Source organism: Bradyrhizobium sp. USDA 3311 (assembly GCF_054062495.1).
Genome location: NZ_JBSSFI010000001.1, coordinates 4862394 through 4875499, shown reverse-complemented (window position 1 = coordinate 4875499; position 13106 = coordinate 4862394). Strand labels below are relative to the sequence as shown.

Sequence of the window (13106 nt, the reverse complement as noted above, 5' to 3'; positions counted from 1 at the left end):
CGCAGAGCTAGTGGAGGAATGGATTCCGGGTTCGCGCTGCGCGCGCCCCGGAATGACGGGTTGATGGACCTACCCCTCCCCCACCAGCCTAAACGTCCCCTCCATCATCTGCACGCAGCTGCCGCCGACATGGGCGGAGACAATCTTGCCGTCCTGCTTGCGCACGCGCGTCAGGAGCAGGCTCGGACGGCCCATGTCGAAACCCTGGCCGATGGTGAGCTTCAACTCGCCATCGCGCGCGGGATCGAGATCGGCGAACAGCGCGGCGGCGGCGACCGTGGCGCTGCCGGTGGCGGGGTCCTCGATCAGGCCGCTGGCGCCGGGGAAGAACATCCGCGCCTGCCGCTCGCATGGCGCTTCCGCCGCCGGCACGTCGCGCGTGTAGAAATAGACCGAGAAGGCGCCATCGCGCGGCAACATCCGGCTGAACGCCGCAGCATCAGGCTTGGCCCGCCGCACAGCCTCACGCGACCCCACTTCCGCCACCACGAAGGGCGTTCCAACGCCGACGACCTGCGGGGCATGGCGATCGATCTTGATATCCTCCGCGGTCAGGGAGATGCAGGCCGCGACCTCTTCGGCGGAACATGTCGCGAGGCGGGCCAGCGGCTGCGGCGCGGTCAGCTCGGTGCTGACCACCCTGCCCTGCTCCCGTACGATCTCGACCGGCACGAGCCCCGCCTTCTCCTCGAACAGCAGGCGCGGCTTGGGCTCCCTTGCGATCGTCGCCAGCACGAAGGCGGTGCCGACATTGGGGTGACCGGCAAAGGGCAGCTCCCGCACCGGCGTGAAGATGCGCACCTCCGCATCGTTCGCCTTGTCGCGCGGCGGCAGCACGAAGGTCGTCTCGGAATAGTTGAACTCGGTCGCGATCGCCTGCATCTGCGTCGTCGACAAGCCGCCGGCATCGAGCACCACGGCGAGCTGGTTGCCGCCGAAGGCGCGGTCGGTGAACACGTCGACGGTGATGTAGCGGCGCTGCATCTTTGCTTTCCTCATGCAAATCGCAGCCGCGGGTCGGCTGCATCGCCGGCAGTCTACAAGCCGGCGACATCGTCCGTCATGCCCCAAAATTCGGAGCAATCGGAGCAATCGCGACAGGACGCTTCAGAAGCGGAAGAGTGGTCGCGGCGACACCAGCACTTGCGCGCGCTCGCTCTGATCAGTGATCAGCGCATCGAGAAACTGCCGGTTCTTTTCGTAACCCTGCGACGCCTCGTACTGCGTGTGCGGCCAGTCGCTGCCCCACAACAGGCGGTCGAGGCCGTAAGCGTTGCGCAGCAGCGGATAGGCTTGCTTCGCAAAGCTCTCGCCGGCCGCGCCATTGCGATACGGCGCCGAGATCTTGACCCAGACGTTCCGCGTCGCGCCGAGCTTCAGCACCGACTGAAAGCCGGGATCGGCGACACCGAGCTTTGGATCGGGCAGCGCGTAGTGATCGAGCACGACTGCAACGCCGAGATCCAGAAGCTGCGGCGCAAGTGCGGCGAGATCGGCCGCGTTGCGCTGGATTTCGACCTGCCAGCCCATCACTTTCACGCTCGCGAGCAACGCCTTCCATTCGCCGGCAGCGAGATCGGGCAAAGGCTGGCCGACGAGATTGAGGCGAATGCCGACGATTCCAGCGCGATCGAGCATGCGCAGCTCGTCCGCGCTAACAGCGGGATCGACGACGGCGATGCCGCGCAGGCGGCCGCCCGCCTCTTTCAGACATGCAACCAGATAGGAATTGTCGGTGCCGAGAAAGCTCGGCTGCACCAGCACGCCATTGGACATGCCGTTGCGGTCGAGCTGCTCCAGATAGAGCGACAGCGGCGCGTCGTAGTCCGGCGCATAGCGCCGGCCCGGTGCGAGCTTGAGGGCGCGGTGGAAGACATGGGCGTGGGTATCGATCGTCGGCAAGGCCGCCTCACTGCTGGCTGTGGTCGCGGCCAGCGTCACGAGCGAGCCGAGGCCCGCGCCAAACTGGCGGCGCGTCAGGCCGCGCTGGGACAATGTCATGGTGGCTCCTCCCCATCCCGCGTCAGGCGCGCGTCGCGGCGGTCTGTTCAAAGACCTTGCCGCGGGTTTCGGGCAGCAGCAGCACCGCGATCAGCACCAGCGAATAGGCAAAGGCCGCATCGATGCCGATCGCAGGTCCAAGCCCGATATGATCGCTGAGGAAGCCGACCAGGAACGGGAACGCGGCGGAGACGATCCGGCCGAAATTGTAGCAGAAGCCGACGCCGGTACCGCGCACGCCGGCCGGATAGAGCTCGCTGAACAGCGCCGCCATGCTGGCGGGGATGCCGGCGGAGAAGAAGCCGAGCGGGAAGCCGAGCACCAGCATCTGCCCATCGGTCAGCGGCGCGAAGATGTAGATCAGCACGGTGATGATGCAGGCGCTGGCGAAGAACGCGACATTGACCCGGCGACCGATGCGGTCGCTGATGATGCCGCTCGCCACGCAGCCGCAGAAGAAGGCGACGATGATGACGGCGAGATAGCCGCTGGAGCCCAGCACCGACAGATGCCGCACTTCGCGCAGGTAAGTCGGCAGGAAGGTGGTGAGCGCCGCGTAGCCGCCATGGGCGCCGATGCCGAACAGTCCGCCGATCAGCGTCGCGCGCAGCACCTCGCGATGGAAGATGCCCGAGAGCGTCGCGAGGAACGGCGTCTTTTCGCTGGCGATGGCGCGCGGCGGCTCCTTCAATCCGCGGCGGATGAAGATGATGAGGAGCGCGGGCAACAGCCCGAGCGCGAACAGCAGCCGCCAGGCGATCTCAGTGGGCGCATAGGTGAAGACCAGCGCCGACAGCAGCACGGCTGCGCCCCAGCCCACGGCCCAGGCGCTCTGCACCGAGCCGAGCGCCTTGCCGCGATGTTCGGGGCGGATGATCTCGGCCATCAGCACCGCGCCGCAGGCCCATTCGGCGCCGAAGCCGAGGCCCTGGACCGCTTTCAGGATCAGGAGCTGGGTGTAGGTCATCGCGAATGCGCAGGCGAAGGTCGCGAGTGCGAAGGTCGCAACCGTGATCTGAAGCGCCTTGACGCGGCCGAAGCGGTCGCCGAGCGCACCGCCGAGCCAGCCGCCGAACGCGCCGAAGAACAGCGTGACCGAGCCGAGCAGGCCGGCATCGGCCTTGCTGATGCCGAACGCCGCGATCAGCGCGGGGATGGCAAGGCCGAACATCTGGACGTCGAGCGCATCCAGCGCCCAGCCGCCAAAGCTTGCCCAGAACGTGCGCCGCTCCAGCGGCGAGCTTTCGCTGTACCAGTTCGACATTTTTCCTACCCCTGTACTCGTTTATTGCTTGGTGTCGTTGAAGAGCCGCTTCACCTGATCTCGGCGTGGTAGCGGAAGCGGTTGGCCGGCCCGCGCGAACGGCGCCATTCGATCGGCCGCCGTTCGAGGTCGAGCGCGAGGCGCTCGATGACAATCAGAGGCGCATGCGCCTCGAGCCGCAGCAGGCGTGCCTGCATCTCGTTGGCGGTCTCGACCGTCAGGATTTCCTCGGCGGAGACCACGACCTCGCCGCAGCGCTCCTCGTAGAGCGGATACAGGAGGTCGCCGAACTCGGCTGTGTCGATGTCGAGGATCGGCGCGAAGCGCGATTGCTGCAGCCAGATCTCTTCGGCGAGCAGCGGGACGTCGTCGATCAGGCGCAGGCGCGACAGGCTGATCACGGGCTCGCCGACCGGGATGCGGAGTGCGGATGCGACCGCCGATGTCGCCGGCACGCTCTTGCGCCTGATGATGCGGCTCTTCGGCACGCGCCGCTCGCCGCTCTCCGACTGGAAGCGAAAGAAGCGGAACAGCGAGGAGTTGAAGCGCGCGCGGCGCACGAAGGTGCCGCGGCCCTGCTGGCGCTCCAGCACGGCATCCGCGACGAGCTGGTCGATCGCCTTGCGCACGGTGCCGATGGCAACGCCGTAATGCGCAGCCAACTCGGCTTCCGACGGAATCGGCTCGCCCGGCCGCCACTCATTGCGGTTGATCCGCGCCGCGAGGTCGTCGCGCAGGCGCTGGTAGCGTGGCAGGCGGTCGTCGAGCGGCGCTGAATTCATATAGTCATATAGATGACTAGATGATGCGAGAGTCAAGCGCTACGAAAATACCGCCGGCGGGAGGGCCGCCATGGATGACGCGAAGCCAGGCTGGCGGACTTCACCAGCCCGGCTTCGTCTGTCGTGATCGTCAGTTCATCGTCGTCGTACTGGGCAGGCAAGGCGGTTGCTTGTAGGGCGCAGAGGCATAGGCGCCCACCGCCGGAGCCCTGACGCAGTCCGTCGTCACGTGGGTCGCAGCGCGCCGAGGAGCGGCGTCGCGGGCGGCAGCGGCCTGGGTTTGGTAGACGGCGGCGGCGATCAGGACGGCCGCAACAACGGGCAATCTGGTCATTGGTTTTCTCCGCATGACAAACGGAAACCGATGTTTCGGCTTCCAGAGTGCAGGAACGGAGAACGCGGCGCGATATTTCATCACGCGCGTTCAACGAAACGCGAGCGGTCTACCCGAGCTGAAACACCGCCACCTTCTGCTCGTAGCCGCGCACCTCGACTTCGCCGAGCGCGACAGCATCCTCGCCGTCATCGCCGAGCGCCTCGCGCACGGACGCCGAGATCAGCAGCTGCGAGCCGAACTCCTTGTTCAGCGCCTCCAGCCGCGAGGCAAAGTTCACGGTGTCGCCGATCACCGTGTACTCCTTGCGCCGGGGCGAACCGATATTGCCGGCGACGACCTCGCCGAAATGGATGCCGATGCCGATCCGCAGCGGCCAGCTCGTCTCCGCATTGATGCGGTCCATCGCGGCCAGCATCTCGCGGCCCGCGGCGACCGCGCGGTGCGCGGCGTCGGAGGCCTCCAGCGGCGCGCCGAACAGCGCGAGGAAGCCGTCGCCGAGAAACTTGTTCACGATGCCGCCCTGGCGGTCGAGGATGTCGACCAGCACCGCGAAGGCGCCATCGAGCCGGTCGACCACCTCCTGCGGGGTGCGCGACTGCGCCCCGGCGGTGAAGCCGCGGAAATCGACGAACATCACCGCGACGCGGCGGAGGTCGCCGGCCGCGCTCGTCCCCTCCGCCATCAGCCGCTCCACCACCTGCGGCGAGACGTGCTGGCCGAACAGATTGGTGACCCGGTCGCGCGCGGTGGCAGCCGCGATGCTCGCGGCAAATTGCCGCCGCAGCTGCGCACCGACGGAGCCGGCGAGCACGCCGCAGACAAGAATGACCGTACTGCGCACCGCGTGGAAGTAGATCAGGGGTTCACCGGCCTCGCTCGCCGAGTTGTAATATAGCGCGACGGCCAGGAGTTCGGCTGCGGCCACAAATCCCGTGAAGGTCGACAGCCAGAAATCGAGCCGCAACGTCGAAAGAATGATGAAGATGAAATAGACAAGTGGCAGCACGAAACCGAGCGCCTGGCTCGCACCCATGCTGCGGATCTGCAGGATCAGGATGATCGTCGGCAGCGACGTTTCGATAAAGGCGCCGACGTAGCGCCTGATCACCGGCAGGTCGCGATCGAGCTTGAGGTTTCGCCTGATCTGGCTGTGGATCCAGACTTCGAAGAGGATGAAACCTCCCAAGAGGATGTATTCGCGGACGAGGCCCTCCGTCCCGCGCCAGACCCGGTTCACCAGAGCGGGGTCGATCAGGAAGGTTGAGGTGAGGAACAAGATCATGACGCAGCCGGTGATGATCAGTGTCCGCACCCGCAACAGCTCGGTGCGCAGCACTTCCCGCGTCAGCTCGCGCTCGAAGTCCTCCGACAAGGCGGCGTGTTGCCGCGCTTTCCTGCTCGCAAACTTGACCATTCCATCCCCCAGTCATTCCGGGGCACGCGCAGCGTGAACCCGGAATCTCGAGATTCCGGGTTCGCACGTCGTACGCCCCGGAATGACTCTCAAGGACTAGTTTGCCTCAATCTAGCGTACGGCGGAAGCGCGTCACGGCGATGGTCATGGCGATCAGCATCAGGGCCGCCAGCGCCAGCGCGTCGAACCGCAGATTCTGCATGCTCGCCCCCTTCAGCATAATGGCGCGGACGATGCGCAAATAATGGGTCAGCGGCAAGGCCTCGCCGACATATTGCGCCCAGGCCGGCATGCCGGCGAACGGGAACATGAAGCCGGACAGCAGAATGCTCGGCAGGAAGAACATCATCGACATCTGCATGGCCTGGAGCTGGTTCTGCACGACGGTCGAGATCGTGTAGCCGATCGACAGGTTGGTGGTGATGAACAGCGTCGAGAGCAGCGCGAGCAGGAACAGATTGCCAAGCACGGGCACGCCGAACAGGCCGACGCCGATGCTGATGATCAGGAAGGCCTGGACGAAGCCGACCAGTACGTAAGGGATGATCTTGCCGAACATCACCTCGACCGGCTTGATCGGCATCGACAGCAGACTCTCCATGGTGCCGCGCTCGACCTCGCGCGTGACCGAGAGCGCGGTGAAGATCAGCATGGTCATGGTGAGGATGGTGCCGACGAGACCCGGCACGATGTTGAGGCTCGACACTGCGGCCGGATTGTAGCGCGCATGCGCCCGGATCTCGAACGGCATCTCCGGGGGATTGCCGATATAGAGATCGTGCTTGAGCGCGGTCTGCACGACCATGCCGAGCGAGCCGATCGCCGAGCTCGCCGCGACCGGATCGGTGGCGTCGGCCGCGACCAGCAGCGCCGGCTTGTCGCCGCGCCGCACCGCCCGTTCGAATCCGCGCGGGATCTCGACGCCGAACAGGACCTTGCCCGATTTCAGCAGATTGTCGAAATCGTCGACGTCGTGCACCTCGTAGATGAAACGGAAATAGGCGGTGTTCTCCAGCGCCTTCAGGATCGAGCGGGTGAGATCGGAGTCCTCCTGGAGCAGCACGGCGCTCGGCAGATGGTGCGGCGTGGTGTTGATGGCATAGCCGAACAGCATGAGCTGCATCACCGGCAGCATCACGATCATCGCGAACGAGACGCGATCGCGCCTCAGCTGGATGAACTCCTTGATCAGCATCGCATAGGAGCGTCGCAGGAAGCCGAAGCGCTCGCGGATTTCGCGCGCGGGAGCCGGATGTTCGACGGTGCTCATTGGAAATTGTCCTTGGAGCGGCTCATCAGTTCGATGAACACGTCTTCGAGCGAAGGATGCGAGCTCTGCCAGTGCAGGCCGCTCTTCTCGCGCCACGGCGCGATGCTGGCTTCGAGCGCGGCGACGTCGCGCCCCGAGACGTGCAGCGAGGTGCCGAACGGTGCCACCATGTCGATTCCAGGCTTGCCGGTAAGCTCGGCGGCGAGCCCGTTCAAATCCTCACCCGTCACGGTGTAGGTCGTCAGCGCGGATTTCGCGATCACCTCCTCCACCGTGCCGTGCGCGAGCAGATGGCCGTAGGCGATATAGGCGATCTCGTGGCAGCGCTCGGCTTCGTCCATGTAGTGGGTCGAGACCAGCACGGTGAGGCCGTCGGCGGCGAGCGCGTGGATCTCGTTCCAGAAATCGCGCCGCGCCTTGGGGTCGACGCCGGCGGTCGGCTCGTCCAGCAGCAGCAATTGCGGATTGGGCAGCGTGCAGGCACCTAACGCCAGCCGCTGCTTCCAGCCGCCGGAGAGCTCGCCAGCGAGCTGCTCCTCGCGCCCCGAAAGCCCGATCCGCTTGATCATGTCGCGCGCCGCGTCGCGTGGATCGGCAAGGCCATAGAGCCGTGCCACGAATTCGAGGTTCTCGCGCACCGAGAGGTCCTGGTACAGGCTGAAGCGCTGGGTCATGTAGCCGACCTGGCGCTTGATCTTTTCGGCATCGCGCCGGATGTCGTAGCCGAGGCACGTCCCCTCGCCGCTGTCGGGCGTGAGCAGGCCGCAGAGGATGCGGATGGTGGTGGTCTTGCCCGAGCCGTTGGGACCGAGGAAGCCGTAGATCGAGCCGCGCTTCACCTGCATCGACAGATCGTGCACGACCTCGCGGCCGCCGAACGACTTCGTCAGGCCCTTGACGTCGATTGCGATGCCGTTGCCGCCGTTCATCGCTTGTCCGCCACCGGAGTTTTTGGATTGAGATAGACGTCGATCGGCTGCCCGACCCGCAAGGCATCGGGGCGCGAGGGCCGCGCCTGGATCAGGTAGACGAGCTTGTTGCGCTCATCGAGGCTGTAGATCACCGGCGGGGTGTATTCGGCCGAGGTCGCGATGAAATAGATCTTTGCGGTCAGGTCGGCCGCGCAATTGTCGCAGCCGATCCGGACCGTGTCGCCGATCGCAAGCTTGGGCAGCTCGGTCTCCGGCACGAAGAAGCGCAGCTTCATGTTGCCGGGCGGCATGATCGAGAGCACCGGCCGCTGCGCCGCCACCATCTCGCCCTCGCGGAAATAGATCTGCTGGATGGTGCCGGCGACCGGCGCAAAGCCCCTGCGCCGCGCCATCCGCGTCTCCGACGTCGCCACCCGCGCTTCCGCCACGCGGAGGGCGGAGACGGCGGAATCGAGATTGGCCTGCGTGCCCGAACCGGTCTTGTTCAGCGAGGCCGCACGGTCATAGGTCTGCTGCGCGTTGGCCAGCGTCGCCTTGTTCTGGTTGAGATCGGCAAGCTGGAGATCGTCGTCGACGGAATAGAGGGCGTCGCCGACCTTGACCTCGTCACCCTCGCGGATGTTCAGCTTCGTCACGCGGCCGGCTTCGTCCGGGCTGACGAAGATCATGTCGGCCTCGACCCAGCCCTGGAAGCCGGGATCGCGCTTCTCCTTGCAAGCCGCCAGCGCGGTTGCGAAAAGGACGGCCAATGCAAATCTGAAAATTACTTGCGACGACCTCATGTCGTCCTCCGTTCGCCAAAAATCAAATCGAGATGGACGCGCAGCATGTCCCGCGCATCGAGCGGCGCGTGGCGCTCAAACAGGCTTTGCCAGATCACCGCGATCATCGCAGGCGCGATCAGGATCTGCGGATAGCGCGCAAGCTCCTTCTCGCGGATCTCGCCGCGGGCGATGCCGAGCTCGATCAGCGCGCGCATGGCGGCAACGCCGCGCGAGACCACCTCGCGGTAGTAGAAATCGGCGACGGAGGGAAAGCGCGGCCCCTCCGCCACGATCAGGCGCACGAGATCGCCGCGCCTGGTGCCGATCACCTCCTTGAGGAAGTTGCCGGCGAAGGCTTCGATGAGGTCGCGCACCGAGCCCACCGGCGGCGGCAACGTCGTCAGCCGCGCCACCACAGGCACGATCACGACGCGCACCAGCTCCTCGAACATCGATTCCTTGTCCTTGAAGTGCAGGTAGATCGTGCCCTTGGCGACGCCGGCACGTCTGGCGATGTCGTCGAGCCGCGTCGCGGCAAAGCCGCGCGCAATGAACTCCTCCATCGCCGCCTCCACGATCGCCGCACGCCGCTCCGCCGCGCGGGTGGCACGGTTCGAGGCGGGCGCGGCTTCGAGCATTTGGCTCCCAGCCTGGGCTGCAGATGCCGCGGCGGCTTTGGTGGGCTTCTTCGTCATGGTCAATTTATGACTGACTAGTCAGTCATAGTCAATTGTTGATGTCAGCCAGAGCGGCCGAATTAAATTAGCATTGACTAATGAATTAGCCCTCACTAATTTATCGCCATGATCGAAGCCGCCCCAAACCCCGTCACCACCGTGATGCGCGCCCTCGCCGATCCGACCCGCCGCGCCGTGTTCGAACGCGTCTTCGAGAGCAAGGAGATCAGCGTCGCCGAGCTGACGCGCGGCAGTGGCGTGACGCAAGGCGCGATCTCGCAACACCTGAAGTCGCTGAAGCAGGCCGGCCTCGTTGCCGAGCGCGCGGAGGGCCGCAACGTCTACTACCGCGCCGCGCCGCAAGGACTCGAGCCGCTGGTGACCTGGATGGATCATTACGGCGTCTTCTGGCGCGAGCGCTTCCAGAACCTGCGTGACCTCTTGAAGGAGATCGATCCGTGAGTGCTGCCGAGTTGAAAGCCGAGACCAAAGACATCGTCATCGACGAGGTGTTCCCTCACGTTGCGGAGACGATCTGGAAGGCGTTGACCAGCGCCCAGCTGATCGCGCGCTGGCTGATGCCGCCGACCGGTTTTGAAGCCGTCGAAGGCAAGGCCTTCACGTTCCAGACCACTCCGGGCGGCAACTGGGATGGCGTCATCCATTGCCGGGTTCTGGAGGTCGTGCCGAACCGGCGCCTTGTCTACGCCTGGAAGGGCGGCGATGAGCGCAACACCGGCTACGGCGCGCCGCTCGACACGGTCGTGACGTGGTCCCTCACCCCGGTCGAAGCCGGCACGCGGATCCGCCTGGTTCATGCCGGCTTCGTCCTGCCCAGAAACGAGTCGGCCTACACGGTGATGAGTGGCGGCTGGAAGAAGGTCGTCCGCCAGCTTGACGAGATCAGTGGCGAGTAAGGAGTTATCGCGATGGACAAGCCCTATACAGGCGGCTGCGCCTGCGGCGCGATCCGCTATTCGATTCTGGGGGAGCCCCTGTTCAGCAATCACTGCCAGTGCCGGGACTGCCAGCGGGAAAGCGGCAGCGGCCACGGCTCCTACGCGACCTTCGCGCGCGCCGGCGTCACCGTAACCGGCGAGGCGAAGCACTGGGACATGGTCGGCGACAGCGGCAACGTGAAGACGCGCGGCTTCTGCGCCCGGTGCGGCTTGCCGGTTTACCTGACCTTTGCGGCAATGCCCGACATCTTCACCATCCGCGCCGCAAGCCTCGACGAGCCCGCCCGCTACAAGCCGCAGGTGGTGACTTACGCCGCGCGCGGCCATCAATGGGATCGTCTCGATCCGGACTTGCCGAAGTTCGAAGGCATGCCGCCGGGGTAGGCAGCGAGAGAGCGACGTCCCTTTGATACGAAAAGCATCGCCGCAAACTCGGTGCACCTCTCCCGCTTGCGGGAGAGGGAGCGCACCTCCTTCGCGGCAACGGCTCGTTTCACAACGCACTAGCCAAAATCCAGCACCATGCGGCCTTCGATCTTGCCGGCCTTCATCCGGTCGAAGACGTCGTTGATCTCAGCGAGCGGCACCTTTGTCACCTCGGCCTTGACCTTGCCGTCGGCGGCGAATGCGATGGCTTCGTCGAGATCGCGGCGGGTGCCGACGATGGAGCCGCGCACGGTGATGCGTTTGAGCACGACGTCGAAGATCGGCGTCGGGAATTCGCCCGGCGGCAGGCCGACGAGGCTGACGGTGCCCTTCCGGCGCACCATCTTCAGCGCCTGGGCGAACGCGGCGGTCGAGACCGCCGTCACCAGCACGCCGTGCGCCCCTCCCCCGGTTACCGCCAACACCTTGTCCACGGCATCGGCTGCGAGCGCGTTGACGGCGAGGTCGGCGCCGGTCTCGCGCGCGAGCTCGAGCTTGTCGTCGGCGATATCGACGGCCGCGACCTTGAGGCCCATCGCCTTGGCATATTGGATCGCGACATGGCCGAGCCCGCCGACGCCCGAGATCACGACCCACTCGCCGGGCTTTGCCTCCGTCTCCTTCAAGCCCTTGTAGGTGGTGACGCCCGCGCACAGGATCGGCGCGATGCCCGCAAAATCGATCGTCGCCGGCAGTTTGGCGGCGAAGGCAGCCGAGGCGATGACATATTCGGCAAAGCCCCCGTTCACGCTGTAGCCGGTGTTGTGCTGGTGCTCGCACAGCGTCTCCCAGCCGGTCTCGCAATATTCACAGGACATGCAGGCATCGTGCAGCCAGGCGACGCCGACGGCATCGCCCACCTTCAGATTTTTCACGCCGGATCCGAGCGCGGCGACGATGCCGGCAACCTCATGGCCCGGGATGAAAGGCGGAACCGGCTTCACCGGCCAGTCGCCGGAGGCTGCGTGCAAATCGGTATGGCAGACGCCGCACGCCTTGACCTTGACCAGAACCTCGCCGGGTCCGGGCTGCGGCACCGGCACGTCCTCGATCACGAGCGGCTTGCCGAATTGTCTGACGATTGCGGCTTTCATGGTCGGCATCTGTCTGCTCCCTTGCATCACGGGTGCAGACTAGCGTCGCCATGCGAGGCTCCTTTGATTGGGGTCAAACAGCACAAAGTTTGCGCAAGCGCTCGCGCCATCGTGACATCGCGATGACGACGCGGCGCAAAGCGCGGGATCGTGTCAGCTATGGAACTTGAGGCCGTCGACGATCTTGTCGATCACCTTGCGCTCGGCGCGAACGGCGATACCGACCAGGTTGAGATCGGCACGCGCCACGCCCCTCACCGCCTCGCGATTGGCGGCATCATGCGTGGTCTTGAACATGTCCTCGGTGTAGACCGCCGGCACCACGTTGCGGGTGAGCGCACGGTCGAGCGCGCGCGACAGTGCCGGACCTTCGGCGCCGTAGATCAGGATCGGTTGGCCGATCAGCGCGTGATATGTCGTGCCCGAGGCGTCCTCATAGGGTTCACCGATGCATTCCGGAAAGGCGGCGGCGATGCCGCTGGTGAGGAAAGCCGCGACGTTGAGCTTCTGCCAGGCCTGGAGATCGCTGCGGATCACCACGGCGATCTTGGTATCGAACTGCATACATGTCTCCACAAATCGTCATTCCGGGATGCGCCGTCAGGCGCAGACCCGGAATCTGGAGATTATCGCACGAGATTCCGGGTTCGTCGCTGCGCGACCCCCCGGAATGACGGAGGAGAATTCAACCCTTCGCGTCGCAGGCCCAGGCGCGGATCACGCATTCCTTGCCGCCGTATTTGTAGCATTCGCGCGTGGCGGCGTTGAGCGAGGCGGAGATCTTCGGCTTGACGGCATAGCCATAGGCACCGCAAGGATTGGACAGATCGACGGACATCGCCGCGCAGGCGCGCTTCATCGTCACCGTCGTGCAGTCGCCCTTGCACTGCTTCTGCGCCGCGGCGCGGGCCTCGTGCTCGGCGCCGTAATCGAAAGCCTGGCCATAGGCACCGCATTTGCCGACCGCAAACGCGCCGGCGGCGCGTGCATCCGTGATGTGGCGAGCGCCCGCGACACAAACAGACAACGCAAAGAAAAACATCGCGCAACGGCGCGCGACGACATTCGAAGCCATGGAAAAAACCCCTCCCCCCAAGGCAGGTGGAGGGAACTCTAAGCGCGGGACCGTTTGAACGAGTGGTTGAAAACCCTGACGGACGCACGAGCGACCTCATACATCTTTTAG

The 13106-nt window shown here is 65.3% G+C and carries 16 protein-coding genes; 3 read left to right on the top strand and 13 right to left on the bottom strand.

The annotated features are described in order from the left end of the window. Nucleotides 1-69 precede the first annotated feature (69 nt). The 10 genes from ACVWW6_RS23100 to ACVWW6_RS23055 form a co-directional block, all read right to left on the bottom strand. Entirely contained in the window at nt 70-984 is a 915-nt protein-coding gene (locus ACVWW6_RS23100; RefSeq protein ID WP_161534394.1) for a PhzF family phenazine biosynthesis protein, read from the bottom strand. Between the two features lie 123 nt (nt 985-1107). Continuing rightward, a complete protein-coding gene (locus ACVWW6_RS23095) occupies nt 1108-2001 on the bottom strand; it encodes an amidohydrolase family protein (RefSeq protein WP_456681429.1) in 894 nt (297 codons plus the stop codon). A gap of 22 nt (nt 2002-2023) precedes the next feature. After that, nucleotides 2024-3265 carry an MFS transporter gene (locus tag ACVWW6_RS23090; protein WP_182872049.1) on the bottom strand — a complete coding sequence of 414 codons (1242 nt, stop codon included), beginning with the start codon at nt 3263-3265 and terminating at the stop codon, nt 2024-2026. A 50-nt stretch (nt 3266-3315) separates the two neighbouring features. Next, nucleotides 3316-4047 carry a GntR family transcriptional regulator gene (locus tag ACVWW6_RS23085; protein ID WP_011088392.1) on the bottom strand — a complete coding sequence of 244 codons (732 nt, stop codon included), beginning with the start codon at nt 4045-4047 and terminating at the stop codon, nt 3316-3318. 130 nt (nt 4048-4177) lie between these two features. Continuing rightward, the gene (locus ACVWW6_RS23080; protein WP_456681428.1) at nt 4178-4381 is read right to left on the bottom strand and encodes a hypothetical protein; all 204 of its coding nucleotides are present in this window, start codon (nt 4379-4381) and stop codon (nt 4178-4180) included. A gap of 109 nt (nt 4382-4490) precedes the next feature. Then, nucleotides 4491-5798: an adenylate/guanylate cyclase domain-containing protein gene (locus tag ACVWW6_RS23075; protein ID WP_011088393.1), complete on the bottom strand. Its 1308-nt coding sequence runs from the start codon at nt 5796-5798 to the stop codon at nt 4491-4493. 106 nt (nt 5799-5904) lie between these two features. Next, nucleotides 5905-7068: an ABC transporter permease gene (locus tag ACVWW6_RS23070; protein WP_456681427.1), complete on the bottom strand. Its 1164-nt coding sequence runs from the start codon at nt 7066-7068 to the stop codon at nt 5905-5907. Next, the gene (locus tag ACVWW6_RS23065) at nt 7065-7997 is read right to left on the bottom strand and encodes an ABC transporter ATP-binding protein (protein ID WP_456681426.1); all 933 of its coding nucleotides are present in this window, start codon (nt 7995-7997) and stop codon (nt 7065-7067) included. The genes ACVWW6_RS23070 and ACVWW6_RS23065 overlap by 4 nt, the downstream gene beginning before the upstream one ends. Beyond that, nucleotides 7994-8782 (bottom strand): HlyD family secretion protein, encoded by a 789-nt coding sequence (locus tag ACVWW6_RS23060; protein ID WP_456681425.1) that lies wholly within the window; start codon nt 8780-8782, stop codon nt 7994-7996. Before ACVWW6_RS23060 ends, ACVWW6_RS23065 begins: the two co-directional genes overlap by 4 nt. Beyond that, the gene (locus ACVWW6_RS23055) at nt 8779-9459 is read right to left on the bottom strand and encodes a TetR/AcrR family transcriptional regulator (RefSeq protein ID WP_028173417.1); all 681 of its coding nucleotides are present in this window, start codon (nt 9457-9459) and stop codon (nt 8779-8781) included. Before ACVWW6_RS23055 ends, ACVWW6_RS23060 begins: the two co-directional genes overlap by 4 nt. A 108-nt stretch (nt 9460-9567) precedes the next feature. Between ACVWW6_RS23055 and ACVWW6_RS23050 the strand changes: the two genes are divergently transcribed. Genes ACVWW6_RS23050 through ACVWW6_RS23040 form a run of 3 tightly spaced genes read left to right on the top strand, consistent with a single transcriptional unit; the run spans nt 9568 to nt 10784 of the window. After that, complete coding sequence (locus ACVWW6_RS23050) at nt 9568-9903, top strand: ArsR/SmtB family transcription factor (RefSeq protein ID WP_011088398.1); 336 nt, start codon at nt 9568-9570, stop codon at nt 9901-9903. Then, nucleotides 9900-10358: an SRPBCC family protein gene (locus tag ACVWW6_RS23045; RefSeq protein WP_011088399.1), complete on the top strand. Its 459-nt coding sequence runs from the start codon at nt 9900-9902 to the stop codon at nt 10356-10358. Before ACVWW6_RS23050 ends, ACVWW6_RS23045 begins: the two co-directional genes overlap by 4 nt. A 12-nt stretch (nt 10359-10370) precedes the next feature. Then, nucleotides 10371-10784, top strand: a complete 414-nt coding sequence (locus ACVWW6_RS23040) for a GFA family protein (RefSeq protein WP_011088400.1) — start codon at nt 10371-10373, stop codon at nt 10782-10784. 119 nt (nt 10785-10903) lie between these two features. Here the strand turns inward: ACVWW6_RS23040 and adhP are convergent, their stop codons facing one another. The 3 genes from adhP to ACVWW6_RS23025 form a co-directional block, all read right to left on the bottom strand. Then, nucleotides 10904-11929, bottom strand: coding sequence for an alcohol dehydrogenase AdhP (gene adhP, locus ACVWW6_RS23035; RefSeq protein ID WP_011088401.1), 1026 nt, complete (start codon nt 11927-11929; stop codon nt 10904-10906). A 144-nt stretch (nt 11930-12073) separates the two neighbouring features. Further along, on the bottom strand, nt 12074-12484 hold the full coding sequence (locus ACVWW6_RS23030) for a DUF2000 family protein (protein ID WP_456681424.1): 411 nt from the start codon (nt 12482-12484) through the stop codon (nt 12074-12076). Between the two features lie 121 nt (nt 12485-12605). Beyond that, nucleotides 12606-12995: a DUF4189 domain-containing protein gene (locus ACVWW6_RS23025; protein ID WP_011088403.1), complete on the bottom strand. Its 390-nt coding sequence runs from the start codon at nt 12993-12995 to the stop codon at nt 12606-12608. Nucleotides 12996-13106: the final 111 nt, after the last annotated feature.

Bases quoted from the DNA above. Each gene is read 5' to 3' on its own strand.
- ACVWW6_RS23085 (WP_011088392.1), bottom strand. From the start codon at position 4,047: ATGAATTCAGCGCCGCTCGACGACCGCCTGCCACGCTACCAGCGCCTG.
- ACVWW6_RS23095 (WP_456681429.1), bottom strand. From the start codon at position 2,001: ATGACATTGTCCCAGCGCGGCCTGACGCGCCGCCAGTTTGGCGCGGGC.
- ACVWW6_RS23070 (WP_456681427.1), bottom strand. From the start codon at position 7,068: ATGAGCACCGTCGAACATCCGGCTCCCGCGCGCGAAATCCGCGAGCGC.
- ACVWW6_RS23060 (WP_456681425.1), bottom strand. From the start codon at position 8,782: ATGAGGTCGTCGCAAGTAATTTTCAGATTTGCATTGGCCGTCCTTTTC.
- ACVWW6_RS23030 (WP_456681424.1), bottom strand. From the start codon at position 12,484: ATGCAGTTCGATACCAAGATCGCCGTGGTGATCCGCAGCGATCTCCAG.
- adhP (WP_011088401.1), bottom strand. From the start codon at position 11,929: ATGCCGACCATGAAAGCCGCAATCGTCAGACAATTCGGCAAGCCGCTC.
- ACVWW6_RS23100 (WP_161534394.1), bottom strand. From the start codon at position 984: ATGCAGCGCCGCTACATCACCGTCGACGTGTTCACCGACCGCGCCTTC.
- ACVWW6_RS23065 (WP_456681426.1), bottom strand. From the start codon at position 7,997: ATGAACGGCGGCAACGGCATCGCAATCGACGTCAAGGGCCTGACGAAG.
- ACVWW6_RS23025 (WP_011088403.1), bottom strand. From the start codon at position 12,995: ATGGCTTCGAATGTCGTCGCGCGCCGTTGCGCGATGTTTTTCTTTGCG.
- ACVWW6_RS23090 (WP_182872049.1), bottom strand. From the start codon at position 3,265: ATGTCGAACTGGTACAGCGAAAGCTCGCCGCTGGAGCGGCGCACGTTC.
- ACVWW6_RS23075 (WP_011088393.1), bottom strand. From the start codon at position 5,798: ATGGTCAAGTTTGCGAGCAGGAAAGCGCGGCAACACGCCGCCTTGTCG.
- ACVWW6_RS23080 (WP_456681428.1), bottom strand. From the start codon at position 4,381: ATGACCAGATTGCCCGTTGTTGCGGCCGTCCTGATCGCCGCCGCCGTC.
- ACVWW6_RS23055 (WP_028173417.1), bottom strand. From the start codon at position 9,459: ATGACGAAGAAGCCCACCAAAGCCGCCGCGGCATCTGCAGCCCAGGCT.
- ACVWW6_RS23040 (WP_011088400.1), top strand. From the start codon at position 10,371: ATGGACAAGCCCTATACAGGCGGCTGCGCCTGCGGCGCGATCCGCTAT.
- ACVWW6_RS23050 (WP_011088398.1), top strand. From the start codon at position 9,568: ATGATCGAAGCCGCCCCAAACCCCGTCACCACCGTGATGCGCGCCCTC.